The organism is Streptomyces sp. NPDC006294, from assembly GCF_042870895.1.
In the GTDB taxonomy this organism is placed as follows: Bacteria; Actinomycetota; Actinomycetes; order Streptomycetales; family Streptomycetaceae; genus Streptomyces.
Genome location: NZ_JBIAHV010000011.1, coordinates 118,657 through 145,414 on the forward strand (window position 1 = coordinate 118,657; position 26,758 = coordinate 145,414).

The following is a 26,758-nucleotide window of genomic DNA, read 5'->3' on the forward strand; positions in this document are numbered from 1 at the left end:
CTTGCGTGGGGGGAGGTCCGCGGCGTTCACTTGGCGCGGCGGGCGAGGGCCGCGCGGCGCAGCGAGGCGCGGTCGCGCGCGGCGCGCGTCGTACCGGAAGACGTGGTCGCTCCGGTCAAATGGCCCGCCAGGCGACGCACGTTGGGCTCGCCGAAGAGCGCGGTGATCGGGAAGGTGAGGCCCAGCTCGTCGCGCAGCCGCCGGTGGATCCGGGTGAGGACGAGGGAGTCGAGGCCGAGGTCGAAGAAGTTGTCGAGCACTCCGACGCCGCCGGCGGGCGTGTGCGCCGACACGACGCGCAGGATCTTCTCCTCCAGGTCGGTGGCCGCGCGGGTCGCTTCCTGCTGACTGGTCGTGGGGTCGGGGAGGGCGGTGCGGTCGACCTTGCCGTTGGCGGACAGCGGCATCTCGTCGATGACTGTCAGGACCGGGGGCACCATGTAGCCAGGCAGGCGCCGCTCGGCATGCGCCCGTACCCGCTCCAGCAACTCCCCCTCGTCCAGCGGCCCTTCGGCCACGACATACCCCACCAGACGACGGTGATGACGCGCACCCGGCGCCGCCACGACAGCGGCCCGTACTCCCTCGCATCCGGCCAGCGCCGCCTCGATCTCACCGAGTTCGATACGGAAGCCGCCGACCTTGACCTGGAAGTCCTCCCGGCCCAGGAACTCGATGTCCCCCGACGGCAGCCACCGCCCCACATCCCCCGTCCGATACAACCGCTCCCCCGTGACGGGGTGGGTCACAAACGAGACCGCCGTCCGCTCCGGATCACGCCAGTACCCCTCGGCCAGACCCGCACCGGCGATGAACAACTCCCCCGCCACCCACACCGGACACTCCCGCCACTGCGCGTCCAGCACATGAAAACGCTGATTGCGCAACGGCCGCCCGTACGGGATCGACTCCCACACCGGGTCCACCTCACCGACGGGACAGGCGATGGACCAGATCCCCGCCTCGGTCGCCCCGCCCAGACTCACCACCCGCGCCCCCGGCGCCACCGCCCGCACCCGGCCCGGCAACTCCACCGGAATCCAGTCACCCGACAACAACACAAGTTCCAGAGGCAGTTGGACCGCATCACCCGCCTGCTCGACAAGCATCCCCATCAGCGCGGGCACCGAGTTCCACACCGTCACCCCATGCTCCACCACCAACTCCAGCCAATGCCCCGGATCCCGCCCCGACCCCGCACGCGGCAACACCAACGTGCCACCCACACCCAGCACACCGAACACATCGAACACCGACAGATCGAAACTCAGCGACGACAACCCCAGCACCACATCCGAGGCACCCACCCCGAACCGCTCACACACATCCACACACGTGTTCAACGCCGCCCGATGCGACACCGCCACACCCTTCGGCACCCCCGTCGAACCCGACGTATAGATCACATACGCCAAGTCACCCGCAGCGCCCACCACATCCGGAACAGGCCCCTCAACGACCGGTCCGCCGAGGTCCACCAACTCCTCAGTGACATCACCCGGCCACCCCAGGGGAGCCTCACGGCCGGAGGTGAGCACCACGCGGGCACCCGAGCGCTCCATCAGGAAATGCCGCCGCTCCACGGGCAGCCCGGGATCGACCGGCAGATACGCACCACCCGCCATCAGCACCCCCAGAGCCGCGACGACCTGCTCACGGCTCTTACCGATCGACACCGCCACCAACTCACCCGGCGACAGCCCTTCCGCCAACAGCCGCCGCGCCACCGCCGCCGCCCGCAGCCGCAACTCCCCATACGTCAGCACCCCATCGGCCGCCACCACCGCAACCTTCTCCGGACACTCCACCGCACGCTCCAACAACCCCGCGTGCAGCAACCCCTCCGGCACCGGACCACCGGTGCCGTTCACCCCAGCCACCAGCGCCCGCTGTTTCACCGGCCGTAGATCGGCGGGGCCCGACTCCCACAGCCGGTCGTCGATGGCAAGCCCTTCCAGCACCCGGCAGTACGCCCCGAACATCTCGTCCACCAGGCCCGGCGGGAACAGTTCCTCGACGTGGTCCCAGTTGAACGACAGGCCGTCGGCGTCCTCCCAGACCTGATGGTCGAGCAGCACCTGCGGCGTCTGGGTGATGCCGAAGGCCCGTTCGCCGAGCCAGTCGACGGGCAGGTCGGGGTCGCCGTTCGGTGCCTGTCCGCGGGCGCCGGCGAACACGATCGGTGAGAACAGGCCGCCCGCCGCCGGCGGCCGGCGTCGGGCCAGGTCGCGCAGGACGCGCACCCCGCTGTAGGCGCGGTGTTCGAGGTCGGACCACAGGCGGGACTGGATCTGGTCCGCCAGTCGGCCGAGGCCCTGGTCCGCGTCGCCGAGGTCGATCTCCAGGAGGGTGACCGACGTGAAGTCACCGATGATCGTGTCGACTTCGGGGTGCACTCGGTGGCGGTTGAAGGTGGGGAGGTTGAGGGTGAACCGCCGGTTGCGGGACCAGCGGCCCAGCACGGTCGCGTAGCCGGCGAGCAACACCGCGGCGGGGGTCAGGCCGCGGGTGGCGGCGCGGCGGCGCAGTTCGGCCCAGGTGTCCCGGTCGAGCCGGTGTTCCAGGCGCCGGAACCGGTGGCCGGCGCGCGGTTCGACGGCCGCGGCCAGGGGCAGCTCGGGGCCCGGGGGCAAGGAGTCGAGACGCTCGTGCCAGTAGGCCCGCGCCGCCTCCAGCGCCGTGCCGTCGTCCTGCCGGGAGGCGAGGACGTAGTCGCGGAAGGTCAGCTCCAGGGGCGGCAGGGCGTCGTCACGGCCCTCGTCTCGGCCCTCGTACAGGGTCTGCCACTCGCGGAAGAACAGCCGCAGGCTCCACACGTCGAAGACGAGCAGGTCGAGTCCCACATGCACGCGGCAGCGGTCCGCGTCCTGGACGCTGACCCTGATGTCCAGCAGGGGTGCCCTGTCGGTCGGCAGGAGGTCGTGGGACATCTCCTCCCGTACTGCGTCCAGGTGCCGTCGGACCGCGTCGCCGGGCCTGCCTCGCAGGTCGTACTCGGTGAGGTGGCCGCCGGGCACCATTTCGGGCGGCAGGACGCGCTGGGTGCCGTCGTCGCCGAACACGGCACGCAGCATGTCGTGCCGGGCCACCAGACGGTCCAGAGCGTCCCCCAGCCGGGGGGTGTCGAGCCCCTCGGCGTCGAACTCGGCGTAGAAGTGGGTGGAGACGCCGCCGAGCGGGAACTCGGGGTCGCGGCCGGCCAGGTACGCCTGCTGAAGGTCGGTCAGCGGGAAGGGCCGGTAGCGGTCGCCGGGTGCGGATGTGACCGGCGATGCGGCCGGCGCGGGCTGTTCGGCGGTGGGGTCGGGAAGCCGCTCCAGAAGGGCGTCCGCGAGGTCCCGCGGGGTGCTGCCGCCCAGCAGGGACATGGGCAGAAGGACGCCCAGTTCGCGGTGGAGCAGGGCCCGCAGCTCCATGGTCCGCAGTGAGTCCATGCCGAGGTGCAGCAGGGTCCGGTCCGTGTCGGCGTCGTCCAGGACGCGGTTCAGGGTGTCGCCCAGGAGCAGACCGAGTTGCCGTACGAGTACGTCGTGGCGTGCGTCGCCGGGGGCCGAGGCCAGCGCGTCGGCGAGGGGCGGCCGAGGGCCGTGACCGGACGCGCCGGCCCGGCCGTTGTCCGGTGCCGTGGTGGCGCCGGCCCGTGCCAGCACGGTCAGTTCGCCGTTCCGGTGGGCCGTCCGGCAGGCGGCCCGGCGCACCTTGCCGCTGGCTGTCTTCGGAATGCGGTGGGCGGGCACCAGGACCAGGTCGTGCACCTCCACGTCGTGTGCGGCGGTGACGGCGCGGGCCAGTTCACGGGCCAGTGCGCCGAGGTCGCCGGCGACCCCGGCCGCGCGGTCGTCGATGCCCTGCACCACGACGAGGCGTTCCTGTTCCTCCGTCTCGACGGAGAAGGCAGCCGTGGGCAGTCCGGTCAGACCGGGTTCCGCCTGCCGGCAGGACTGTTCGATGTCCTGGGGGTGGAGGTTGCGGCCTCGGACGATGACGAGTTCCTTGAGGCGCCCGCACACCACGAGCTCGCCCTCGTGGAGGAAGCCGAGATCGCCGGTGCGCAGATAGCGCCGTCCGCCGCCGGCGAGCATGCCGTGGAATGTGGCGGCGGTCTCCTCCGTCCTGCGCCAGTAGCCGTCCATGACGACCGGACCGGTGATCCACAGCTCGCCCACCTTCCGGTCAGGGCACGGCCGGCGGGTGTCCGGGTCGACGATGAGCAGTTCGGCCCCGGGGCCCGGGGAGCCGCAGCCCACCAGTGTCTGGGCGCGGGCGGTGTCCTCGCGGGCCGGTTCGGCGCTGCCCCGCTCCAGGGCGGCCGCGTCGACGTCGACGGCGACCGGGGGCAGGCTGCTCCGGTGGCCGGTGACGATCAGCATCGTCTCGGTCAGGCCGTAGGCGGGGAACCATGCCTCGGTGCGGAATCCGTACGGGGCGAAGGCTTCGGTGAAGTCGGTGAGGGTGCGCGGCCGGATCCGTTCGGCGCCGATCAGCGCGGCCTGCCAGTGGGACAGGTCCAGCCCCGCGCAGCGCTCCTCGTCGGCCGCGGCGACGCAGCGTTCGTAGCCGAAGGGGGCGCCACCGCTGAGGACGGGGGCGTCGGAGGCCGTGATCGCGCGCAGCCAGCGCATCGGGTCGTCGACGAAGTCGCCGGGCTGGATCAGCGTGGCGCATCCGCCGGCGTAGGCGGCGAGCAGCGCGCTGCCGAAGCCGAGTGCGTGGTGTGCGGGGAGCCAGTTCACCACGTGCCCGCCGTCGGGCAGTCGGGTGCGCTCCCGCTGCAGTTCCAGCGTGGCCCTCAGCCGCTCGTGCGGGACCACCACGCCCTTGGGGCTCGATGTGGATCCGGACGTGTAGAGCAGCAGCGCCGGATGGGAGGGGCGCAGGGCGGACCGGGCCGGCGGCGCCGCCGAGTCCGGCAGGCCGTCGACGCAGCGCCAGGCCAGGGGCGCCACGGCCCGGCGCTGCCACAGGGGGCGGCACCTCTCCATCATCGGCCGGGTGGTGACGACGGCGGAGACCTCCGCGTCGAGGGCGATCTCCGCGAGCCGCAACGCGCGCTCCGGGTCGGCGCCGGCGGGCGGCGGGACGGGGACGGCCGCGGCGCCGAGATGCCAGGCCGCGAGGCAGGCGGCGAACAGGTCCGGGCCCCCGTCGAGCAGCACCAGTACCCGGTCGCCGGACTCGACGCGATCGGCGAGCGCGGCGGCCACGGCGTACGACCGTGCCATGAGCGCCCCGCGGGTCATGCCGGCCGTCCGGTCCGGGGCGCCCGGCTCCTGCGCCGGCCGCACCACGCGCAGCACCTCGCGGTCGGCGGCCCGCTCGCACAGGGAGCGCAGCACGTCGGCCGGCAACGGCGCGTTCCTGGCCGAACGGCCTCGCACGGTCTGGGTCATGGCAACTCCCCTCACAGCGGTGCGCGCCGAGGTTCGCCGTCGGCGCGCGGTACCGGTGGTTCACAGTCGCACCACGCGTCGGCCTGCCCCAGGCTCGTCCGATCCGCCCGACCGGGGCGGTGGGGACCCTGCCCGACGGGCGTGCCGGACGAGGTACCGGATCGGGCCCTGCCGCCGTTCCGAGGGGAGCACCGGGCCTGACTTCGTCGGCAGGATGGCCAGTTGAAGCACACTGACCGCGCGGGCCGTGGGATACGGTCACCTCTGCGAGGGGGTGGCCGGGGTGTACACAGGGTGCCAGGACGTGAGCACGCGGCTGCGCAGGGACATGAGCCGTTTCAGCCCCGGCGAGCGGCGTGTCGCGCGCTTGCTGCTGAACGACCCCGCGATCGCCACGGACACCGTCTCGCTGCTCGCGCGGCGGGCCGGGGTGAGCGCGCCCACCGTGGTCCGTTTCGCCCGCCGGTGCGGTTTCGCCGGGTACCCCGCACTGCGCGACGCGCTCCGGGCGGAGGTGTCGGCGCACGCCCGGCAGAGCGCCGCGGGGCAGAGCGCCGCGGGGCAGAGCGCCGCGGGGCAAACGGCGTCCTTCCCGCCCCGCGCGGTGCCTACCTCCCTCGGCCCATGTACCGGCATGGACCGCGCGGCGGCGCTGCTGACGGAGAGCACCCGCGAGACTCTGGCGTCGTTGCCGGCCACGGAACTGGACGCGGCGGTGCGGCTGCTCGGCCGGCCCGGGCACCGGGTCTTCCTCGACGGCGGCCGCTTCACCGGGATCGCGGCGCGCTGTCTGGGGTTGCGTCTCATGCGGCTGCGCGACGGGGTGCACATGGTGCCCGATCACCCGGTTCCCCTGGCCTCGCTCACCCGGGATCTGCGGCGTACGGACGTCCTGGTCCTGTTCGATCACCGCCCCTACGAGGAGCGCACCGCGCGCATCGCCCGGCAGGCCAAGGACTCGGGCGCCCGGATCGTCCTCTTCACCGATCCTTGGTTCTCACCCGTGACGGAGATCGCCGATGTCGTGCTCGCGGCGTCGGTGCGCTCTCCGGTCCCGCGCACGAGCCTGGTGCCGACACTGGCACTGATCGAGACGCTCGTGGCGGTTCTGGCCGATTCCGGCGACCATCCCCCCAGGGCCGAAACCAACCAAGTAGAACAAGACGCCCTCACACAGAACTGCTTGTAACGCGCTCACTCCCCGATGTTTACCCATTGGCGCGCGTTTCCCAGGGCACCCCTCACGGACCGTGCGTTTCATCTTCCCGTGAAACCAGCTTGGTTGTAACGTCCGAGTCATGGTTGCGCGGGACGCTCACACCATCCGCGGTGACGATCGTCCACCGGTCACTCGTGCCGATGGGTGCAGCACGGTCCCCCCTGCGCGCCTACCCCCCATTGAGCAAACAACCACGAGGAGGATGGTCGGTGAGCGAACAGGCAATCCACCATCACGACGTCATCAACCTGAGGGACCACCACACTGCCCCCCAGCCCCTGGACGTGGCGGTGTTCCACGAGGACGCCATCATCCGTTGCGGCCTCCAGACGTTGCTGTGCTCCCTGCCGGCCGTCGGCTCGGTCCAGGTGCTCGACGACCCCTGCTCCGTCCGTGATGTGCTGACGCGACGTCGGCCCGACATCGTCGTTCTGCCGGCCTCCCTCGAGGCCGGTCCCCTGCAGGAGGTACTGGACACCGTCCGGCTCGTCGGTGCCAAGGTCCTGCTGATGCTTCCGAACGCCGTCCGCGAGTGCGTGCAGCGCGCCAGTCGGCTGAACGTCGACGGCTTCCTGCTGGAGAGCGGCCTCACCGAGGAGTCGCTCACCCACGCCGTACGGGCCGTGGCGTGCGGCGAGATGCCCATACCCCCGAGCCTGGTGCGGGAACTGATGTCGGAGGTCAAGTCCGGTGGACGCCGGGACCGCGGACCTCAGCTCACGCCCCGCGAGGAAGCGGTCCTGATCCTGCTGGTGCACGGCATGAGCAACAAGCAGATCGCGCACCGGCTCGGCATCTCCGAGAACGGCGCCAAGCGGCACGTGTCCAACGTCCTGGCGAAGCTCAACTGCCCCAACCGGACGGTGGCCGCTGTGATCGCCGTGAAGGAAGGGCTGGTCCCCACCCCCGCGCCCTCGGCCGTCCTGTGAGGGGCGCGACCGCGGGCCCCGACCGGCCGCCCCGGACGGGCCCCCCGGACTCACGCCCGGCCGGGGATCGTGGCCCCGGCCCCTGCCCTTTCGGCGTGGGCGGCGGCCACCGGCCTCCCCCGTCGTCGAGTGAAGGACGGGCCGTCTGATGTCGTGGAGCACCCGACCGGGACCCGCCGAGAGGGCGGCAGAACCCGGTTCCCGAACGCGGGACGTCGATGCCCGTACGTTCCGGGAGCTCATGAGCGGCTTTCCCAGTGGCGTCGCCGTGGTCACGACGGTCGATGACGAGGGAGCGCCCCGTGGCATGACCTGCACCTCCCTGTGCAGCGTGGGGTTGCGACCGCCCAGCCTGCTGGTGTGCCTGGACAACCGGAGCGGTACGCTGCGGGCGGCCGTGTCACGTGGCGCCTTCGCGGTGAACCTGCTGCACACCGCGGGACGCCGGGCGGCGGCCGGGTTCAGCACTCCGGGGCCGGGCCGGTTCAGCGATTTCGACTGGGAGCCCGTCGACCCGCACGGACTGCCCCGGCTCGTGTCCGACGCCCACTCGACGGCCGTGTGCCGGGTCCTGCGCACGGTGCCGGGAGGTGATCACACCGTCGTCCTGGGAGCCGTCGAGCACGTCGTCACCGCGGACGGCCCCCGCCCGCTGCTCTACGGCCGACGGCGCTACGCGACCTGGCCCTCGGCGTAGAACAGCACGGGCGCCGCTGCGCGCCGAAGAGAAAACCGTCGGCGCCGGACCTTCGAGGTCCGGCGCCGACGGCGTGGAGAGGCGGCCGGTCAGCCGTGCAGTCGCGCCAAGTACTCGTACTGGCTGGGCAGTTCGGCGCTCAGCTGTGCCGCCTGCCGGCGCACCTGCGCGAACCGGTCATGGGCCGCCCCCGGATCCAGCAGATCGAGCGCCGGATGCGGACTCCGCGGCGCGCGTCCCAGACCCGTGAGCATCACGTTGTACGAGTACGACTCGAAGCCGTGGTAGTACGGGTACACGCTGCTCTCCGACGGCAGCCTGGCGTCCCACAGCCGGAGCCGCTCGGCCATGCCCTCGGGCAGCTCCCGGTCCTCGGTGGCCTTCCAGTACGGCGTGTCGCTGCGCGTGGCCGCCTTGTAGTGGAGCACCAGGAACTCCCGTACGCCGTCGAGGCAGCGGGCGACGCTCTCGTTGTAACCCTGCGCACGCACCGGATCGTGCCCCTGGTCGGGCCAATGCCGCACCAACTGCTCGATGCCGTGCTGGATGAAGAAGATGCCCGTCGACTCCAGAGGCTCGACGAATCCGCCGGCCAGGCCGATCGCCACACAGTTGTGCGCCCAGGAACGCCGGTTGCGGCCGATGCGCATGCGGATGTGACTGGCCTCGGCGTCCGCGGCGCGCGGGCCGACGAACGACCGCAGTTCCGCCTCCGCGTCCTCCGGCGTGCAGAACTGCGACGAGTAGACGTAGCCCGTGCCGATGCGCCCGAAGAGCGGAATGGTCCAGATCCACCCGGAGTCCCTGGCGCTGGCGGTGGTGTACGGCGCGAGGCCGTCCCGCTCGGTGTCGACGGGCACGCGCAGTGCCACCGCGCGGTCGTTGGGCAGCACGTTCTCGTACGACTCGAAGGGTTCCTCCAGCGTCTGGTTGATCAGCAGCCCGCGGAACCCGGTGCAGTCGACGAACAGGTCGCCGGCCAGCGGGCCGTGCCCCCCGGTCAGGATCTCGAGAATCCCGCCGCGCTCGTCGCGACGCACGTCCACCACGTCGTCCAGGACGCGTCGCACGCCCTGGCGCGTCCCGTGGGCGGCGAGGAACTCGGCGAGCAGCGCGGCGTCGAAGTGGTAGGCGTAGGGGAACTGGGTGTCCTGCTCGAACATCGTGGTGCGCCGCGGCCGGTCACCGCCGTCGTGCAGCGAGTCGTGGAACAGCCTCCCGTCCAGCCGTTTCGGTGCGCGCTTGGCCTCGCACAGCGCCGGGAGCACGTAGCACGCCTCGTCGAGGCGCCTGTCGTGCGGTCCGAGCTTGAGCCACCAGTCGGCCAGTGTGAAGCTGTCGGCCGTGCGGAGGCGCTCGAAGGGGTGGTAGAAGTGCTCGCCCTGCCCTCGCCAGTTCTCGAAGCGGATGGCCAGCTTGTAGGTGGCGTTGCACGCCGGCATCCACTCCTCCTCGGTCAGGCCGAGGTAGTCGAAGAAGTGCCGCACGGTGCTGAAGGTCGCCTCGCCGACGCCGATCGTGGCCACGTTCGCCGACTCGACGAGCGTGACGTCCAGTCGGTCCTTGAACGTCTCCTTGAGATAGGTGGCGGTCATCCAGCCCGCCGTGCCGCCACCGACGATCACCACATGGCCGATCATGCGTTGTTTCCTCCTTCGTAGAGCGCCGGGCATCCGCCGGCGGGGGTCCGCGACGGCTGACCCGCCGGGTGGGCGCCGTCCACCGCCCCGGGCAGGTGGTCGCGCACCTCCCACAGGTAGGGGAAGAAGCGGTGGGCGAGCGTCCGTTCGAGGTGGGAGACGCCCGCCCCGCCGGTGCCCCGGGTGGACCCGCCGATCACGCGGCGCACCAGGGTGACGTGCTCGGTACGCCAGCGCAGCCACAACTCGTCGTAGTCGAGAAGCAGTTCGCTGAGCAGATACAGTGCGCTCCCGGCGCGCGACGGGAGATACAGCTCCGTCCAGTCACTCAGGCCGTCACGGCGGGCCGCGTCGCGGTGTGCGTCGGCCACGCTGCGCCTGCGCAGCGCGTCGGCGACCGGGGCGGGCAGTGTGCCGCCGTGCGTGGCACGGACCGTCCGCAGATAGCGCTCGCCGCGCAGGCCGGAGATCACCTCCAGTTCACGGAACTGCACCGACTGCAGGCCGCTGGCGCCGGCCAGCCGACCTCGGAAGGCGTGGAAACCGGCGGGCGGGAGGGTGCGCAGGCTGCGCAGCTGGGTCAGCAGAACGCCCGTCGTGTCGTTGATCCGCCGCAGCCGTGTGCAGCACTCGGTCAAGCGCCCCTCGTCCAGCAGCCGTACGAGGGCGCGCAGATCGTCGGCGAGCAGCCTGAACCACAGCTCCATCGCCTGATGGACGATGATGAAGTGGATCTCGTCCGGCTCGTCACTGAGCGGCTGCTGCAGCCGCAACAGCTCGGGAACGCACAGGTAGTGCTCGTAGGTCAGCGGGCGGTCCGCACGGGCGAGAAAGTCGCCGTCGGGCCGGGCGGCGGCCGTGGACTTCATCCGTGTCCGTCCGTTCCGGCACGCGTCCGGCCGTGTCGCGCGGCGGCCGGCCCCGGCAGCCGGCCGCTCGCCATGTCCGGGTCCGGTCCGGGCCGCGTGGCCGAACCCGGGTTCAGACGGGTGGTCAGTTCTGAGCGGTCGGGCACGGGGCCCCCTTCGGGTGTCGGTCGGTCCCGGGCACGGGAGCCGGTCCGAGCCTTCCGTCATCCCGCCTGCGGCGGCAGCGCCGACCGAGGTACCCGATCGGGCCCGGCGACGGCGCGCATCGAGCGGTACGGACGGTGCGGGCACCGGGGCCGACGGGGAGGGCCCCGAGCGGCGGGGCCATGGCGCGCCGGGCGGAGGCGTGCGCGCGCTGCCGCCGCCGTCGGCGCACGCGAAAAGGCCGGTCGACGCACTCGGGTGAGTGCACCGACCGGCCGCGGCAGCGCTCTCCGCGGTCCCCTGCGGAGCAGCCGCCACCACCGTTGCAACGGCGCACGGACACGATTGCATCGTTGCAATGCCGCGTAAAGAGACAGGCGACAGCGGAGCAGATTGCCTGAACGTAACGCTTGATACATCTAGGCACGTGACAGCGTCAGATGTAACGTCGTTCACCGTCAAGCGGCGGACGCCCCGGCCGTCGCCCCGCTCGCCGAGAAGGATCTGATCGTGACTCCAACCTCCTGGAACCGCCCCGCCGCAGCGGCCCTGACCTGTGTCACCGCACTGTTCACTCTCTCCGCCTGCTCCGGCGACGCCGCGGGATCCGACACCGCCGTGAGCGACAAGGCCACCGTCGCCGGCACGGTCGTACAGCGGGACGCCGCGCTGCACGTCCTTCTTCCGGACGCCGTCAAGCAGTCGGGCACCGTCCGGGTGGCGACCGACGTTCCCTATCCACCGTTCGAGATGTTCGTCTCCGCGGGCAGCAGCGAGATGACGGGCCTGGACTACGACCTGGGGCAGGCCCTCAGTACGAAGCTCGGGGTGCGTTTCGCCTTCTCGGCGCAGAAGTTCGACGGCATCGTGCCGGCCCTGCAGGCGGGCAAGTTCGACATCGCGATGTCCGCCATAACGGACAACAGGGACCGGCAGCAGGTCGTCGACTTCGTCGACTACACCCGGTCCGGGTCCGGGATCATGGTCGCCGAGGGCAACCCGGAGAAAATCGGCGACCTGGACGACCTGTGCGGCCGCAAGGTCGGCGTGCAGGCCGCGACCAACCAGCTCAAGCTCCTCACCGCCCATCAGGCGACCTGCACCGGCTCCGGCCGCGGGAAGATGGACATCCAGACCTTCCCCAAGGACTCCGACGCCCAACTGGCGCTGCGTTCCGGCAAGGTCGTCGCCGACGTGCTGACCAAGCCGGCCGCCGGCTGGACCGCCAAGACCGCCGCCGACGGCAAGGCCTTCGACCTCGTCGAGGACCCGAAGGCGCCCGGCGGCTACGACTCCTCCCCGAACGGCATCGCCGTCAGCAAGAAGCTTCCCGAGCTCACCACCGCGATCCAGAAGGCCCTCCAGGCACTCATGGACGACGGCACGCTCACCAGGATCTGCGACAAGTACGGGGTCGGCTCGATCGCGCTGCACAAGGCGACCCGGAACGCGGCGGTGGACTGATGCAGACCGGCACCCGCCCCGTGTCCGACACCGTGCCGACCCACAAGGCCCCACCCGACCTCGATGTCCTGCCCGTGCGGCACTACGGCCGCTGGGCCGCCGCCGCGGCCTCGGCGGCGGCCCTCGTGGGCCTGATCGGCTCCCTCGCGCGCAACGACAACGTGCACTGGGACGTGGTCGGGCGGTATCTGTTCGCCGGCCTCGTCTTCGACGGCATGGCCACCACCCTGTGGCTGACGGTCGCCGCCATGACGCTGGGCCTCTCCCTCGGCACCGTGATCGCCGTCATGCGGCTGTCCGCCAACCCGGTGCTGTACGCACTGTCCTCGCTGTTCGTGTGGTTCTTCCGCGGCACCCCGCTGCTGGTCCAGATCATCTTCTGGGGGTACGCCGCCGCGCTCTACAAGTACGTGCAGATCGGCGTCCCCTTCACCGACATCACGTTCTTCCGCGCCGAGACCAACTCACTGCTCACCCCCTCGATCGCGGCCCTGCTCGCCCTGGGGCTCAACGAGGCGGCCTACTCGAGCGAGGTCGTGCGAGCCGGCATCCAGTCCGTCGACACCGGGCAGACCGAGGCCGCCCACTCCCTGGGCATGCGCCCGATGCTCACCATGCGGCGGATCGTGCTCCCCCAGGCCATGCGGGTCATCGTCCCCCCGATGGGCAACGAGACCATCAACATGCTCAAGATGACCGCGCTGGTCTCGGTGATCGCCGCACACGACCTGATGTCGAACATCCAGGCCGTGTACGCCCAGAACTACCAGGTCATCCCGCTGCTCGTGGTGGCCGCCATCTGGTACCTGGCCCTCGTCAGCGTGCTCAGCCTCCCCCAGGCGTGGCTGGAGCGCCGCTACGGCCGGGGATCCGCCACGGGCAGCCGCGTCTCCCCGCTGCGGCGCATGTTCCTCGGTGCGACCGCGGCCCTGCGCCGGAAGGAGGCGGACCGATGAGCGCCGCCATGGTCCACGCCGAGAGCGTACGCAAGCGGTTCGGCAGGCTCGAAGTACTCAGAGACATGGACCTGACCGTGGAACGGGGACAGGTCTGCTGCCTGCTCGGCCCGTCCGGGTCGGGCAAGTCGACGTTCCTGCGCTGCATCAACCACCTGGAGAAGGTGGACGGCGGACGGCTTTCCGTCGACGGGCAGTTGGTCGGCTACCGCCAGGAGGGCAACCGGCTCCACGAACTGCGCGAACGCGAGGTCGCCGAGCGCCGCCGGGACATCGGCATGGTGTTCCAGCGCTTCGACCTCTTCCCCCACATGACCGCCCTGGAGAACATCGTCGAAGCGCCGGTCCGGGTGGCGGGCGTCAGCCGCGCCGCGGCACGGGAGGAGGGCGTTCGGCTGCTCGACCGGGTCGGACTCGGCGACCGCGCCGGGCACTACCCGGAACAGCTGTCCGGAGGCCAGCAGCAGCGGGTCGCGATCGCCCGCGCCCTGGCGATGAGGCCGAAGCTGATGCTCTTCGACGAGCCCACCTCCGCGCTCGACCCCGAACTGGTCGGCGACGTGCTGGAGGTGCTGCGACAACTCGCGGACGACGGGATGACCATGATAGTGGTGACCCACGAGATCGGCTTCGCACGGGAGGTCGCGGACACCGCGGTCTTCATGGACGGCGGAACCGTCGTCGAAGCCGGAAAGCCCTCGAAGGTACTGGTCGACCCCGAGCAGGAGCGCACCCGCGCCTTCCTGTCCAAGGTCCTGTGACGGCCGCGGCAGGCCGGCAGCCCTGCGCGTCCACACGGCCGGCGCCGGCCCACGACCTGATCCCGCGCTTTCTCGACGACCTGGCCGAGCTGGTGGACATCGACTCCGGCTCCTACAGCCCGGACGGGGTGAACCGGGTCGCGGACCGGGTGCAGCACCGGCTGAGCGGACTGGGTTTCACGGTGGAGCGGATCCCGCTGCCGCCGGGCGCCGGCGGACAGCGGTTCGGCGACGTGCTCGTCGCCCGCAGGTCCGGCAGCCTGACCACCGCGCAGGGCGGCCGCCGCGTCCTGATCGCCGCCCACATGGACACGGTCTTCGACGACGGCACGGCGCGAGAACGTCCCTTCACGATCCGCGGCGGACTCGCCCACGGCCCCGGTGTGTGCGACGACAAGGGCGGGCTGGCCGCCGGCCTGACCGCGCTCGGCATCCTCGCGGAGGCCGGCGTGGACGCCTATCGGGAGCTGATCTTCCTCGCCACGCCGGACGAGGAGATCGGCTCCCCCGCGAGCCGCCCCGTCACCGAGCGAGTCGCCCGGGAGAGCGACGTGGCCCTCGCCCTGGAATGCGCACGGGAGAACGGGGACCTGGTGGTGGCCCGCAAGGGCGTGGCCGACTTCCGTATCACCGTCACGGGCACGGCCGCGCACGCCGGGATCGAACCCGAGCGCGGCGCCAACGCCGCACTGGCCGCGGCCCATCTGGTCGTCGCGCTGCAGGGGTTCAACGGCCGCTGGGACGGGGTCACGGTCAACGTGGGCGTGATACGCGCCGGGACCCGGGCCAACATCGTGTGCCCGGAGGCGGAACTGCACATCGAGGTGCGCTCGACGACGGCCTCGGGCATCGAGGCCGCGCGCACCGCCATCGAGGCGGCGGCCTCCCGGCCGGGCGTACCGGGAACGAGCGCGCGTGTCGAGCAACTGGACTTCTGTCCTCCCATGGAGTGCACCCCGGCGGCACGCGAGTTGCTGGCCACGGCCCGCGGGCTCGGCGCCGAGCTCGGCATCGACGTGGGAGCCACCGCCACGGGCGGCGTCGGCGACGCCAACATCGTCGCCGGCGTCGGCACACCGGTCCTGGACGGGCTGGGACCGGTCGGCGGCGCGGACCACACGCCCGAGGAATGGCTCGACCTCGCCACCGTGCACTCGCGGATCGCGCTGCTCACCGCGTTGATCGCGGCGCTGGGCGACGGTCGGGCCTGACGGCGGCGAGCACCCCGGCCGGTGGGTCGACCTCGCCGACCGACAGACTGTGCCGCACCGTTACGCTCGACATCGGCGGACGCTCTTCAACCACTTCGCCGGGGCGCGGGAAGGAAACTGGCAGATGTCCACAGGCGCACTCGCGGACGAGATCCGCCACAAGCTGGGCGAACTCAGTCCTGCCGAGCGCAAGGTCGGGCGCGTGCTGCTGGCCGCCTACCCGTCCGCCGGGTTCGAGACGGTGGCCGCCATCGCCGAACGGGCCGGCGTCAGCGCGCCCACCGTGCTCCGGTTCGTCTCCCGGTTCGGCTTCCGCGGCTTCCCGGACTTCCAGGCGGCGCTGCGCGCGGAACTGGAGGAGCGCAACGCCTCGCCCCTGTCGCTCTACGAGGCTCCCGCGTACGGGCGTCCCGTCGAGGAGGGTGCGGACGGGGCGAGCCTGCTCGACCGGGTCCGCAAGGTCTTCCCCGCGGAGGTTGCCGCGATGCTGGCCGAACTGCCGCCCCACGATCTGGACCACGCCGTCCGGCTCCTCGCCGACCCCAAACTCCGCATCACCCTGGCGGGCGGCCGCTTCACGCACCTGCTCGCGCAGTATCTGGGGCTGCACCTGATGCAGCTTCGCGAGGACGTCCGGTTCCTCCCCGACCGGGACGTGGAGCGCACGGCGACGCTCGGCACACTCCGCCGGCGCGACGTCCTCGTGCTGTTCGACTACCGACGGTACGAGCAGGACAAGGTGGCGATGGCCGCTCTCGCCCGGGAACGGGGAGGCAAGGTGCTGCTCTTCACGGACACGTGGCTGTCGCCCGTCACCAGCAGGGCCGACGTCGTGCTGCCCTGCCGGGTGACGGCTCCTTCGCCCTACGACAGCCTCGTACCGACGCTCGCCGTGATCGAGACGGTGGTCGCCGGAGTCATCGAGACGCTGGGCGAGGCCGCTCACGACCATCTCCGCCGGGGCGAGGACGTCGCCCAGCACATCGGCCTGGTGTGACCCTGCGGACGCGGACGTTCCGCGGCCGGGCTCAGCCCTTCAGACCGGACCGGGACACCCCCTCGATCACCCACCGCTGAGCCACCACGTACAGCAGCAGCACCGGGACACTGGCGATGACGGCCCCCGCCATCAGCAGGTCGTAGTGGATGTTGTTGGCGCTCTGGAAGTTCGCCAGGCCCGCGGGGAGGGTGAGCGACTCGGGGCTGAGCAGCACGTACAGCGGCCAGAGGAAGTCGTTCCAGTTGGCCAGGAAGGCGAGCAGCCCCAGGGTGGCCAGGGCCGGCTTGGCCAGTGGGAGGACCACGCGTACGAAGATCTGCCAGCGGTTGCAGCCGTCGATCTCGGCGGCCTCCTCCAGATCCTGCGGGAGCGTGAGGAAGAACTGGCGCATGAAGAACACGCCGAACGCGCTCGCCGCCCCCGGCACGATCACGGCGGGCAGACTGTCCACCCAGGCGAGTTCGTTGACGATCAGGAAGTTGGGGATCAGCAGGACCATGGGCGGCACGAACAGGGTGGCCACGATCGCCGTGAACATCAGCCGGCGGCCCGGGAAGCGGAGACGGGCGAGCGCGTAGGCCGCCGGGGTCGCGGTCGCGAGGACGAGGAGGGCGTGCGCGGTCGCCGCGAGGACGCTGTTGAGGAGCCACTGCAGCACCGGGCTGTCGCCGGCCTCCAGCACCTGCCGGTACGCCTGGAGCGTGGCGGGCGAGGGAATCCACTGCGGGTCGGTGGCGCCCGCGTCGGGTCCCGTCTTGAAGGACGTGACCAGCATGTACAGCAGCGGGCTGAGGTACAGGGCCGCCACCACCGCGAGGATCAGGTGGAGCAGGGAGCGCCGCAGCCGGCGCCGGGCGGCCCGGGCGGCGGCGGGTTCGGTGGTACGGGCAGGGGGCGCGGGCCTGCGGACGTCGGTCTGGGTCATCGTTCCTCCTGCCGTTCGCGGAAGAGCCGGAAGACCAGCGCGCTGGCCGCCATCAGCGCGGCCGAGAGGACGAAGCTCATCGCCGACGCGGATCCCATCTCGAAGCGCCGCAGTCCGGTCTCCGCGATAAGGAAGATGGCGGTCTTCGTCTGGTCGGCCGGGGCCCCGCCGGTGATGAGATAGGACTGGCCGAACATGTTGGCCGACGCGAGCAGGGTGGCGTTGACGACGAACAGCGCCACCGGCCGCAGTCCGGGCAGGGTGACGTGGCGGAACCGCTGCCAGGGGCCGGCGCCGTCGACCTTGGCCGCCTCGTACAACTCGGCGGGGATGTCCTGGAGCCCCGCCAGGTAGATGACGGCGTTGAAGCCGAGCGTCCACCACACGGTGACGCCGACCAGTGCCCACCAGGCGGGCGGTGTGTCGGTGGTCCACTGGATGTCGTCGGGCAGGCCGAGGGCGCCGAGGTAGTGGTTGACCATGCCGATGTTCCCGTCGAGCAGGAAGCGCCACAGCAGGCCGACGACGGCCACACCGAGGACGTACGGCGCGAAGTACACGGCCCGGTACAGGTTGCGGCCGCGGAACCTGCCGTTCATCAGCAGGGCCACCAGCAGCGGCACGACGAGCAGGAACGGCAGCGACAGGGCCGTGAAGAGGCCGGTCGCGCGCATCGCCCGCCAGAAGCGGGGGCCTTCGACGCTGTCGGTGTCGAACAGCTCCCGGTAGTTGTCCAGGCCGACGAAGGGCTGGGCCGGCATGTTGATGTCCCAGTTGAACAGGCTGATCCACAGCCCGTACCCGATGGGCACCACGACGAAGGTCAGAAAGAGCGCCAGGTACGGCGCCGTGAACACGTACGGAGTCCACCACCGGTACGACCTGGAGCGGGCCGGGGCAGGCCCGCGGCCCCGGCTTCGCTCCCTGGCGGCGGTGGCGGACGGCCGCGCTGTCAGCCGTTGCACGGCACCCGCCTCACTTCGCGTACTTCCGCTTGTTCTCGGCCAGCATCTTGTCGGCGGTCCGCACCCCTTCGGCCAGGGCGTCGGCCGGCGACTTCTGCCCCAGCACGGCCTTCTGCACGGCCAGTTCGAGGGCGGCGGTCTGTACGTCGCCGAGCCCGGGCAGCGTGGGCAGGAACCGGAACGCCTCCACGTCCCGGGCCAGGGCGGTCTGCGGCAGCCGGGCCACCTCGGGGGCGGCGCGTACGGTGTTGCGGGCCGGGATCATGCCTGCCTGCGCCCACTCCGTCGACCGCTCGCTCATGTAGTCGATGAAGAACTTGGCCGCCTGGACCTTGTTCTTGTCCTTGGCAGCCTGGGAGGTGAGCACGAAGTTGTGTCCGGCCGTCCACACGGCCGCCGTGCCGCCGATGACGGGCACCGGGGACATCTCCCAACTGATGCTCTTCGCCGTCTCCTTCAGGTCGTTGATCTGCCAGATGCCGTCCCAGGTGGAGCTCACCCTGTTGTTCTTGAAGGCGTTGTACTGGGCGTCCTGGGCGACCTGCCGGGGGCTGTGGCCCTCCCGGATCTGCCGCACCATCCAGCTCAGCGCCTCCTCGCCGGCGCCGGAGCCCCACAGCGCCCTGGTGCCCTCGGTGTCGTACAGCTCGCCGCCGAACTGCCACAGCAGGGTCATGAACATCAGGTGGGCGGGCCACTTGTTGGGCATCCAGAACGGGTGGGCGACGCCGGCGCTCTTCAGTTCCCGCAGGGTGTCCTCGAGGCCGGCCCGGTCCTTCGGCGCCTCGTCGAGTCCCGCCTTCGTCAGGTGCCTCACGTTCCAGTAGTCCGCGAGGCAGTGCACGTCGAGCGGCACGCCGTAGCGCTTGCCCTCGTACACGCCGGCCTGCCAGACCGCGGGGATGAAGTCCGATTCGGTGAGGCCGAGGGCGGAGACGACGTCGTCCACGGGGACGAGGGTGCGGCGGGCGGCGAAGGTGGCGATCTGGTCGTTGTGGATCACCGCGACGTCCGGTCCCTTGCCGGCCGTTATCGCGGTCGGCATGGCCGGGTAGAGGTCCGCCCACTGGCGGGTGATGTTCTTGACCTCGATGCGCCCGGCATGACGCTTGTTGAAGGCGCGGAGCATGCTCTGCATGTGCGGTCCGTCACCGCCGGTGAAGCCGTTCCAGTACTCCAGGGTCACCTTGGGACCCTCGTACTCGGCGCCGCTGAAGCTGGGTCCCGCGTCCGTGGCCCCGTTGTCGGAGCCGATACGGGTGCCGCCGCTGCACGCCGTCAGCAGCCCGGCGGCGGCGACCGCGGTGCCGGCCAGGAAGGTTCTGCGGGAGGCCCCCGTGTCGAGGGGAGAGATGGTGCTCATCGTTGTGCTCCTCGGATGTGGGCCCTGGCGGGGCCCGTGGACGGACGGTGTCGGTTCAGCGGGTGGCCAGGCGGACCATGGACCAGGAAACGGGGGGAAGTTCGATCGTGAGGAGACCGTCCTCGGCCTTGGTGCCGTCGAGCGGGCGCGGCCGGACCCGGTCGGGCTGCTCGGCGGAGTTGACGGCGGTGGTGTCCTCGTCGTGCAGGACGAGGTGTTCCACGACCCTGGCGCCGGCCAGGGCCCGGACGTCGGCGGTGAGGACGAGCGGTTCCTCACGTTCCGTGTGCACGGCGAAGAGCACCACGTCGCCCGACTCCTCGTCGTGCGTGGCCGTGGCCCACAGGGTGGGGACCTCGCCGTAACGCTCCGTCTCCACCACCGGTGAAGTGGGTTCGACCCTCAGGACCGTGCCGCGGGCGTGCCGTGCCGTCTGTGCGAACGGGTGGAAGATCGTCTGACGCCAGGCAGGACCCTGCGGACGGGTCATCACCGGCGCGATCACGTTGGCCAGTTGAGCTTGGCAGGCGGCGCCGACGCGGTCGGCGTGGCGCAGCAGTGTGACGAGCAGGCTGCCGACGACCACCGCGTCCGTGACGTCGTACACGTCCTCGATGAGCTCGGGCGCGGGGCGCCAATCCAGCGACGTCTCGCCGCCGAACCGGCTCTGGTACCAGACGTTCCACTCGTCGAAGGACAGCTTGATCTTCTTCCTGCTGCCCAGTTTGGCGCCCACGTGGTCGGCGGTGGCCGTGACCGCCGAGATCATCCGGTCCATCTCGGCGGCGCTGGCCAGGAAGGAGTCGACGTCGCCGCCGACCGGCTCGTAATAGGCGTGCAGCGAGACGTGGTCCACGAACTCGTAGGTGTGCTCCAGCACCGTGGCCTCCCAGGAGGCGAAGGTGTCGATGTACGCGTTGGAGCTGCCGCAGGCGACGAGTTCGAGGCCGGGGTCGAAGCGCTTGAAGGCGCGGGCGGTCTCGGCGGCGATCCGGCCGTACTCGTGGGCGGTCTTGTGCCCCATCTGCCAGGGGCCGTCGAGTTCGTTGCCCAGGCACCACATCCGCACGTCGTGCGGATCCGCGGCGCCGTGGGAACGGCGCAGATCCGAAAAAGCCGTCCCGGAGGGGTAGTTGGTGTACTCCAGCAGGTCGAGGGCCGCCGCGGTGCCGCGCGTGCCGAGGTTCACGGCGAGCATGGGCTCCACGCCCGCCTTGCGGGCCCACGTCATGAACTCGTTGAGCCCGAAGGCGTTGCTCTCCTCGCTGCGCCAGGCGAGGTCGAGCCGGCGGGGGCGGGTCTCGCGGGGGCCGACACCGTCCTCCCAGCGGTAGTTGGAGACGAAGTTGCCGCCGGGGTAGCGCACGACGGTCACCCCCAGTTCGCGCACCAGGTCCAGCACATCGGTGCGCAGTCCGTCCTCGTCGGCCGTCGGGTGGTCGGGTTCGTAGACACCGGTGTAGACGGACCTGCCCATGTGCTCGACGAAGGAGCCGAACAGCCGGCGGTCGACGGTTCCGGTCCGGAAGGCGGGGTCCAGGGTGAGGCGGGCCGTGGGCATGAGGCGAAGACTCCTGCGGGTTGGCTTGCACGGCGCACGTCACGCACGGGTGCGCCGCGGGGAAGGGCGGGGCCGGTGGTCGGCCGCAGGCCGGGGAGGGCCGCGGCCGTCCGCCGTCGACTGCTACGATTACATCGTTGAAACAGCGTCGTAAATACTTAGCGCCGGAGTTCTTCCAAGAAGCTTCCGGGCGGGGGTCCCGGTCGGGATCCGCACCCGGAGCCGCGTACCGTTGGACGCCGGTGGGGCAGGTCACGGGCGGGGAGGGCACCGCACCGGTGCCGATGGAGGTGGGTGCAGGTGGGGGCGAGTCTCAAGGACGTCGCGGCCCTGGCCGGAGTGTCGGTCAAGACCGTGTCCAACGTCGTCACGGGCCATACGTACGTCTCCCCGCCGACCCGCGAGAAGGTCGAACGGGCGCTGGCCGTGCTGGACTACCGCCCCAATCTGTCGGCCCGCAATCTCCGCAAGGGCAGGACCGGGGTGATCGCCCTGGCGCTGCCGGAGCTGGACGCGCCGTACTTCGCCGAGCTCACCCGGTTCGTGATCGCCGCCGCCGCCGAACGCGGCTGGACCGTCATGATCGAGCAGACGGACGGAGACCCGGACCGCGAGCGTGAAGTACTGGACGGGGTGCGGGAACAGCGGATCGACGGCCTCGTCTTCAGCCCCATCACCGTCGGACCGGAGGAACTGGCGGCCCGCACGGACACCACCGCGCTGGTGCTCCTCGGGGAACGCGTCCTCGACGGCCCCACCCATCATGTGGCCATCGACAACCAGCGCGCCGCCCGGGAGTTGACCGAGCACCTGCTCTCCCTCGGCCACACGCGGATCGCCGCGATCGGCCGGCAGGACAACCCGAGCGCCAACACCGCCCACCTCCGGCTGTCCGGCTACCGCCAGGGCCTGGAGGCGGCGGGTCTCGCCTACGACGAAGCCCTCGCGCCGCCCACCCCCGCGTACCGCCGCGCGGACGGCGCCCGGCTGATGCGGCAGCTGCTGGACCTGCCGCAGCCGCCGCAGGCCGTCTTCTGCTTCAACGACCTGCTGGCGCTCGGCGCGCTGCGCACCGCGCTCTCGTCGGGCCTGCGCGTGCCGCAGGACGTCGCGGTCGCCGGGTGGGACGACATCGAGGACGGCCGCTACAGCACGCCGACCCTCACCACGGTCTCCCCCGACAAGGAGCAGATCGCGCACGTGGCCGTCGGCATGCTCGAGGCGCAGATCAACGGCACCCGGCCGAGCCGGCGGGCCGCCGAGGTGCGCGAAGTGGCCGCCGGCTACCGGCTGGTGGTCCGGGAGAGCACGGGGCCGGCGCGGGCGTAGCCCAGGAGTGCCCCGCTCAGGGCTTGCGCAGCCGCGCCACGGACTCCCTGATGGCGGGCAGCCGCTCGTACAGCACGTCGCCGGGGCAGTTGGTACGAAAGCTGTCGCGGTGTCCCGAGATGACGGCGAGCACGGCTGCCTCGCCCTTCTTGTACTTGCTCTCGTCGTTCGTCGACACGAGCCGGACCGTGCCACGGGGGTCGGCGCCCGGCCACAGCTTCCAGGCGGCGACCTTGACGATTCCCGCCTCGAGCGCCGGCGGGACCTTCGTACCGGGGCCGAAGGTGCCGAGTGCGGCGATGCCGATGGTGTCGGAGTTGAAGCCCTTGGTGTGCGCCCCTCGGACGGGACGTCCGACGCCGCCGGCCCTTCCTTCGTAGATGGTGCCGCAGCGGTCGACCACGAAGTTGTAGCCGATGTCGTCCCACCCCTCGCTCTCGATGTGGTCCTGCTGCATCGCCCGCAGCATGCGGGGGACGTCGGCGCAGTCGTAACTGTTCAGGTGACCGGTGTGGTGGAGGAAGACCGCGTTCACCGCACCCGTGTAGGCCGCCCGCTCCCGGACCAGGCCCTCGTTCGCCCGCCACGTCTTCCGGCTGACGATCGGGGGGCGGGGCACCCCGGGGCCGACGGCGACGGGCTCGGGCCGGGCGGGGCGCAGCGGGGCGTCCCGGATCACCAGCAGAGCCAGCACCACGGCTCCGGCGCCCAGGACGATCCGGCGGGACCACATGGGACCACCCTGCAACCCCGTTGCACACCTCTCACCGGGGTGCGGGCCATTCGGGTGAAACGGGGCGGAGGCGGCACCCTCGCCGGTGCCGCCGACGCCCGGCCCCCCGGCCGGCACCGCGTCGAGCAGGGCCGGCCGGGGCCGCTTGATGTGTTGCCGGCCGGGGCCGTTGTCGGGTGCTGCCGGCCGGGGCCGTTGTCAGGCGCCGACGTATGCCGCGAGGTACTCGCCCGTGAGGGTCGACCGGGCGGCGACCAGGTCGGCGGGGGTGCCTTCGAAGACGACGCGGCCGCCGTCGTGGCCTGCGCCGGGGCCCAGGTCGATGATCCAGTCGGCGTGCGCCATGACCGCCTGGTGGTGCTCGATGACGATCACCGACCGGCCGGAGTCGACGAGCCGGTCGAGCAGGCCGAGCAGCCGCTGGACATCGGCGAGGTGGAGGCCGGTGGTCGGCTCGTCGAGCACGTAGATCCCGCCCTGCCCCGCCGTGTCGGTGGCCGGCTCCAGCCGCTGCCGCTCCCCGCCGGAGAGGGTGGGCGGCGGCCGGCCCAGCGAGAGGTAGCCGAGCCCGACGTCGGCGAGCCTGCCATGGACCGTGACGGCGGCCGGCGTGCGCGCCTCGCCGGCGGCGAAGAACTCCCGTGCCTCGGTCACCGGCATGGCGAGCACGTCGCTGATGTCACGGGCCGCCGAGCCGGTACTCCGGCACCGACGCCCGGAAACGCCTGCCCTCGCAGACTCGCGGGTCGTCGCGACGCCCGCCGTGATCGCCAGGTCGGTGTAGCCGACGCCCGCACCGGTGCAGGAGGGACACGCGCCTTCGGAGTTCGAGCTGAGCAAACCCGCAGCGGTGCGACGGACGGCTCGGCGAGGCAGCGGACCCACTCGGCGAGGTCGCCGATCTGCATGCGGGACGCGTCGGCGACGCTGATCTTCTTGATCTCCGACGAACGGGCGCCCTCGTCGAGCCGGGTGCCGTCGCAGTCGGGGCACGGCTGGAAGGCGGCCGCCCGCTCCACGAAGGCCCGCACGTGCGGCTGGAGCGTTTCGACGTCCTGGCGAGCAGCGACTTCCCGACGCGGGAGACGAGCCCTCGTACGTCGTGTTGAGGCCGGCGACCTTCATCCGGACCGGCTCGTGGTGGAGGAAGTCCTCGCGTTCCCTATCCGTGTACTCGTTGATCGGCTTGCCGGCGTCGAGCCGCCCGGACGCGGCGTACACCCGCCGGCTCCAGCGGCCTTTTCGCGGGACGTCACGGCCTGCCCGGCGGTCAGCCGGCCGGCCACCACATCGGGCCCTGGGGGGCGTCCTTGACGAACACGAGGGCGTCGTTGCCCGCCAAGCGGGCCGGGTCCAGCGGGGCGTAGCCGTGCCAGGGGGACTCGCGGGGTACGGGCGGCACGTCACCGAGCGCGGCGGCCAGCCGGCGGACGTCGATGACGTACCGGTCCCCGGGGAGCGCGTACAGGAGCCCTTCGACGGTGTCCGGCGGCGGGGTCGGCACCCCGCGGTGGCGGATCGTGCCGAGGGCCGTGGCCACGAAGGCGTACTCCTCGCCCAACCGGGCGTCGACGAGTGCCCCGGTGCTCCACCATTCCAGCCGCCGCCCGCCCATCCGCGTGCTGCTCCTGCCGCGCTGGAGGTGCGCGTTGTGGGCGTGCGCCAGGACCGGGCCGCGTTCGGCGAGGACGAGCAGGTTGGCGGCCATCAGGGAAGCCCGCAGAGCCAGCAGCCACCCCAGGCGGCCGGGTGAGGTGTCGGCCATCCAGGAGTGATAGCGCAGCAGACCGGTGGCGGTCCGCGCGTACAGGCGTGCCCGGTCCCAGTCGTCCCGCGGCAACTCCGCCCGCAGGCCCGGCTCCTGCGCGTCGAGGAGGGCCGCCAGGTCGTCCGCGATCAGCCGCAACCGCTCGGCCTCGGGCGTCCGGCCCACGGACCGGGACGGGTCCATCACCGTCGCGGGGTCGCTCCAGCGGTCGTCGTCGCCGAGCAGCCGGTCGAGCTCTTCGGCGGTGCAGGGAAGCATCGCGGCGTCGCACCGGTCGGCGAGCTGGGCGTGGAGCGCGGCGAGGGCCTGCCTCGGGCTCTCGCCGGTCATTTCCAGCGGGCCGTCGAACCCGGCGAAACGCAGCTGCCGCGACGCGGGCCGGCCGTCGTTGTACGCGCGCATCCAGCGGACCAGTTCGCGATTGGCCGCGGACTTGCCGAAACCGTGGCTGAATCCGCGTTCCATGACGTCGTCGAGGCCGCCCGTCCCGGACGTGACGTAGTCGTCCACGACAAGGCCGGCCAGGCAGTCGCTCTCGAGCGCGATGATGCGGTAGCCCTCTTCTTCGACAAGCTGCCGGAAGAGGTCGTTGCGCACCTCGAGGAGAATGTCCTCGCCGTGGGTGGGCTCCCCCAGGGCGAGCAGCCGCGGCCGGGCGGGGAGCAATCCCATGAGGCCGGCGGCGTCGACGACATGAGCGGCGTCTTCCATGGCGGCGTTCATACGCTCAGCCTGTCCGCTGCGCCCTCCGGGGCGCTGAGGTCACGGCTGCCGAGGACGGTCACCCGGCCGGATCTCTTGCACAGTCCGGCCACTTCGATCGCTGTCGGCATGTTCAGCGTTCCTTTCCTTCCAAGGATCCGACGACTTCACCCGTCGCCTTGGCCATGAAAGCTACACCTGAACACCGTATTGAACCTTTGCCCGCCGTCTGCCGGGCTGTGAGTCGTACAGTTTCAAACATGGCATATTTCCGACCGGCCGATCTCGCGCAGGAGCACGGCATCTCGCCACAGACCGTGCGCAACTACGAGCGCGACGGATTCCTTCCGCCGGCCGAGCGCACGGACACGGGCTACCGGCGGTACACGGAGCGGCACGCCGCGGCCCTGCGGGCGTACCGGGCGCTCGTCCCGGCACACGGATACACGACGGGCGGCACGATCATGCGGGCGGTCACCGATGGGCGGCTGGAGGACGCTCTGGCGGCCATCGACCGCAGCCATGCCGAACTCCAGCGGGACCGGGGCGCCTTGGACGCCGTCGGCGAGGTCCTGGCCCACCTGACGAGGCGTTCGGACGGCGCGTGGCGCACCCAGAAGCACGTCCGGCCCTTCAGTATCGGGGAGCTCGCCCACCGCCTCGGCGTCAGCGTGGCGACCATCCGCAAGTGGGAGGCCGTGGGCGTACTGTCCCCCGACCGCCGGCCGGATACGGCGCACCGCACGTACGACGCCGAGGACATCCGCGACGCGGAACTCGCGCACTTCCTGCGGCGCGGCGGCTATCCGCTCGAGCTGATCGCCACCGTGGTCCACCAGATCCGGACCGCCGGGGACACGCAGGCGCTGGCCGCGGCCCTCGACGACTGGCGGCAACGCGTCACCGCCCGCGGCCTCGCCATGCTGAGCGCGGCGTCCCTGCTCGCCGACTACCTCGCGCAGGAGAGCTGAAGGCCCTGCGCGGGCTCCCCTCCCGCGCTCCGATGCTCGGCTGATGCGGCACCGTGGCACGCCGCATGAACAGGGCCAAGGCGTGCCCGGCCCGGCTACGTGATCACGGCCGGCGCGGGCCGTGGAAGGCCGATGCGCCGCCGCACGGCCCCGCCCGTGAA

At 71.6% G+C, this 26,758-nt stretch carries 19 protein-coding genes and 1 pseudogene; 10 read left to right on the plus strand and 10 right to left on the minus strand.

The window, feature by feature from the left end:
- Positions 1-26 precede the first annotated feature (26 nt).
- Positions 27-5,390, minus strand: a complete 5,364-nt coding sequence (locus ACFYOP_RS20890; RefSeq protein ID WP_388452314.1) for an amino acid adenylation domain-containing protein — start codon at positions 5,388-5,390, stop codon at positions 27-29.
- Between the two features lie 304 nt (positions 5,391-5,694).
- On the opposite strand from ACFYOP_RS20890, the gene ACFYOP_RS20895 reads away from it, so the two are divergent.
- The 3 genes from ACFYOP_RS20895 (at position 5,695) to ACFYOP_RS20905 (ending at position 8,235) form a co-directional block, all read left to right on the plus strand.
- Positions 5,695-6,579, plus strand: a complete 885-nt coding sequence (locus ACFYOP_RS20895; RefSeq protein WP_356898248.1) for a MurR/RpiR family transcriptional regulator — start codon at positions 5,695-5,697, stop codon at positions 6,577-6,579.
- A 239-nt stretch (positions 6,580-6,818) separates the two neighbouring features.
- Complete coding sequence (locus ACFYOP_RS20900; protein ID WP_356898247.1) at positions 6,819-7,538, plus strand: response regulator transcription factor; 720 nt, start codon at positions 6,819-6,821, stop codon at positions 7,536-7,538.
- Between the two features lie 241 nt (positions 7,539-7,779).
- The gene (locus ACFYOP_RS20905) at positions 7,780-8,235 is read left to right on the plus strand and encodes a flavin reductase family protein (protein WP_356898246.1); all 456 of its coding nucleotides are present in this window, start codon (positions 7,780-7,782) and stop codon (positions 8,233-8,235) included.
- An 89-nt stretch (positions 8,236-8,324) separates the two neighbouring features.
- Here ACFYOP_RS20905 and ACFYOP_RS20910 read toward each other — a convergent pair whose 3' ends face one another.
- Positions 8,325-9,875: a tryptophan halogenase family protein gene (locus tag ACFYOP_RS20910; protein WP_356898245.1), complete on the minus strand. Its 1,551-nt coding sequence runs from the start codon at positions 9,873-9,875 to the stop codon at positions 8,325-8,327.
- Positions 9,872-10,744 (minus strand): tryptophan 2,3-dioxygenase family protein, encoded by an 873-nt coding sequence (locus tag ACFYOP_RS20915; RefSeq protein WP_356898244.1) that lies wholly within the window; start codon positions 10,742-10,744, stop codon positions 9,872-9,874. Before ACFYOP_RS20915 ends, ACFYOP_RS20910 begins: the two co-directional genes overlap by 4 nt.
- A 654-nt stretch (positions 10,745-11,398) precedes the next feature.
- Between ACFYOP_RS20915 and ACFYOP_RS20920 the strand changes: the two genes are divergently transcribed.
- From ACFYOP_RS20920 to ACFYOP_RS20940, 5 genes are all read left to right on the plus strand, one after another.
- Entirely contained in the window at positions 11,399-12,352 is a 954-nt protein-coding gene (locus ACFYOP_RS20920) for an ABC transporter substrate-binding protein (protein WP_356898243.1), read from the plus strand.
- Positions 12,352-13,308, plus strand: a complete 957-nt coding sequence (locus ACFYOP_RS20925; RefSeq protein WP_356898242.1) for an amino acid ABC transporter permease — start codon at positions 12,352-12,354, stop codon at positions 13,306-13,308. Before ACFYOP_RS20920 ends, ACFYOP_RS20925 begins: the two co-directional genes overlap by 1 nt.
- 8 nt (positions 13,309-13,316) lie before the next feature.
- Positions 13,317-14,069 (plus strand): amino acid ABC transporter ATP-binding protein, encoded by a 753-nt coding sequence (locus tag ACFYOP_RS20930; protein ID WP_356898256.1) that lies wholly within the window; start codon positions 13,317-13,319, stop codon positions 14,067-14,069.
- Entirely contained in the window at positions 14,066-15,280 is a 1,215-nt protein-coding gene (locus ACFYOP_RS20935; protein ID WP_356898241.1) for a M20 family metallopeptidase, read from the plus strand. Before ACFYOP_RS20930 ends, ACFYOP_RS20935 begins: the two co-directional genes overlap by 4 nt.
- 124 nt (positions 15,281-15,404) lie before the next feature.
- A complete protein-coding gene (locus ACFYOP_RS20940; RefSeq protein WP_356898240.1) occupies positions 15,405-16,277 on the plus strand; it encodes a MurR/RpiR family transcriptional regulator in 873 nt (290 codons plus the stop codon).
- Positions 16,278-16,308: 31 nt separating this feature from the next.
- Here ACFYOP_RS20940 and ACFYOP_RS20945 read toward each other — a convergent pair whose 3' ends face one another.
- The 4 genes from ACFYOP_RS20945 to ACFYOP_RS20960 all read right to left on the minus strand — a co-directional run bounded on the left by ACFYOP_RS20945 (position 16,309) and on the right by ACFYOP_RS20960 (position 21,094).
- Positions 16,309-17,205, minus strand: a complete 897-nt coding sequence (locus ACFYOP_RS20945) for a carbohydrate ABC transporter permease (protein WP_356898239.1) — start codon at positions 17,203-17,205, stop codon at positions 16,309-16,311.
- Positions 17,202-18,062 (minus strand): sugar ABC transporter permease, encoded by an 861-nt coding sequence (locus ACFYOP_RS20950; protein WP_356898238.1) that lies wholly within the window; start codon positions 18,060-18,062, stop codon positions 17,202-17,204. The genes ACFYOP_RS20945 and ACFYOP_RS20950 overlap by 4 nt, the downstream gene beginning before the upstream one ends.
- Positions 18,063-18,180: 118 nt before the next feature.
- A complete protein-coding gene (locus ACFYOP_RS20955; RefSeq protein ID WP_356898237.1) occupies positions 18,181-19,533 on the minus strand; it encodes an extracellular solute-binding protein in 1,353 nt (450 codons plus the stop codon).
- A gap of 55 nt (positions 19,534-19,588) precedes the next feature.
- On the minus strand, positions 19,589-21,094 hold the full coding sequence (locus tag ACFYOP_RS20960) for an alpha-N-arabinofuranosidase (RefSeq protein ID WP_356898236.1): 1,506 nt from the start codon (positions 21,092-21,094) through the stop codon (positions 19,589-19,591).
- Between the two features lie 300 nt (positions 21,095-21,394).
- On the opposite strand from ACFYOP_RS20960, the gene ACFYOP_RS20965 reads away from it, so the two are divergent.
- Positions 21,395-22,423 carry a LacI family DNA-binding transcriptional regulator gene (locus tag ACFYOP_RS20965; protein ID WP_356898235.1) on the plus strand — a complete coding sequence of 343 codons (1,029 nt, stop codon included), beginning with the start codon at positions 21,395-21,397 and terminating at the stop codon, positions 22,421-22,423.
- Positions 22,424-22,439: 16 nt separating this feature from the next.
- On the opposite strand, the gene ACFYOP_RS20970 is transcribed toward ACFYOP_RS20965, so the two are convergent.
- From ACFYOP_RS20970 to ACFYOP_RS20980, 3 genes and pseudogenes are all read right to left on the minus strand, one after another.
- On the minus strand, positions 22,440-23,156 hold the full coding sequence (locus ACFYOP_RS20970) for a peptidoglycan recognition protein (RefSeq protein WP_356898234.1): 717 nt from the start codon (positions 23,154-23,156) through the stop codon (positions 22,440-22,442).
- Positions 23,157-23,354: 198 nt separating this feature from the next.
- Positions 23,355-24,389, minus strand: a pseudogene (locus ACFYOP_RS20975) (hypothetical protein); the annotation flags it as partial.
- A 37-nt stretch (positions 24,390-24,426) separates the two neighbouring features.
- Entirely contained in the window at positions 24,427-25,635 is a 1,209-nt protein-coding gene (locus tag ACFYOP_RS20980) for an erythromycin esterase family protein (RefSeq protein WP_388452326.1), read from the minus strand.
- Positions 25,636-25,886: 251 nt separating this feature from the next.
- On the opposite strand from ACFYOP_RS20980, the gene ACFYOP_RS20985 reads away from it, so the two are divergent.
- Positions 25,887-26,597, plus strand: coding sequence for a TioE family transcriptional regulator (locus ACFYOP_RS20985; protein ID WP_356898232.1), 711 nt, complete (start codon positions 25,887-25,889; stop codon positions 26,595-26,597).
- Positions 26,598-26,758 lie beyond the last annotated feature (161 nt).

Excerpts from the sequence above, each read along its gene's own strand:
- ACFYOP_RS20890 (WP_388452314.1), bottom strand. The coding sequence starts at position 5,390 with ATGACCCAGACCGTGCGAGGCCGTTCGGCCAGGAACGCGCCGTTGCCG.
- ACFYOP_RS20905 (WP_356898246.1), top strand. The coding sequence starts at position 7,780 with ATGAGCGGCTTTCCCAGTGGCGTCGCCGTGGTCACGACGGTCGATGAC.
- ACFYOP_RS20910 (WP_356898245.1), bottom strand. The coding sequence starts at position 9,875 with ATGATCGGCCATGTGGTGATCGTCGGTGGCGGCACGGCGGGCTGGATG.
- ACFYOP_RS20915 (WP_356898244.1), bottom strand. The coding sequence starts at position 10,744 with ATGAAGTCCACGGCCGCCGCCCGGCCCGACGGCGACTTTCTCGCCCGT.
- ACFYOP_RS20925 (WP_356898242.1), top strand. The coding sequence starts at position 12,352 with ATGCAGACCGGCACCCGCCCCGTGTCCGACACCGTGCCGACCCACAAG.
- ACFYOP_RS20930 (WP_356898256.1), top strand. The coding sequence starts at position 13,317 with ATGGTCCACGCCGAGAGCGTACGCAAGCGGTTCGGCAGGCTCGAAGTA.
- ACFYOP_RS20940 (WP_356898240.1), top strand. The coding sequence starts at position 15,405 with ATGTCCACAGGCGCACTCGCGGACGAGATCCGCCACAAGCTGGGCGAA.
- ACFYOP_RS20945 (WP_356898239.1), bottom strand. The coding sequence starts at position 17,205 with ATGACCCAGACCGACGTCCGCAGGCCCGCGCCCCCTGCCCGTACCACC.
- ACFYOP_RS20955 (WP_356898237.1), bottom strand. The coding sequence starts at position 19,533 with ATGAGCACCATCTCTCCCCTCGACACGGGGGCCTCCCGCAGAACCTTC.
- ACFYOP_RS20960 (WP_356898236.1), bottom strand. The coding sequence starts at position 21,094 with ATGCCCACGGCCCGCCTCACCCTGGACCCCGCCTTCCGGACCGGAACC.
- ACFYOP_RS20970 (WP_356898234.1), bottom strand. The coding sequence starts at position 23,156 with ATGTGGTCCCGCCGGATCGTCCTGGGCGCCGGAGCCGTGGTGCTGGCT.
- ACFYOP_RS20980 (WP_388452326.1), bottom strand. The coding sequence starts at position 25,635 with ATGGAAGACGCCGCTCATGTCGTCGACGCCGCCGGCCTCATGGGATTG.
- ACFYOP_RS20985 (WP_356898232.1), top strand. The coding sequence starts at position 25,887 with ATGGCATATTTCCGACCGGCCGATCTCGCGCAGGAGCACGGCATCTCG.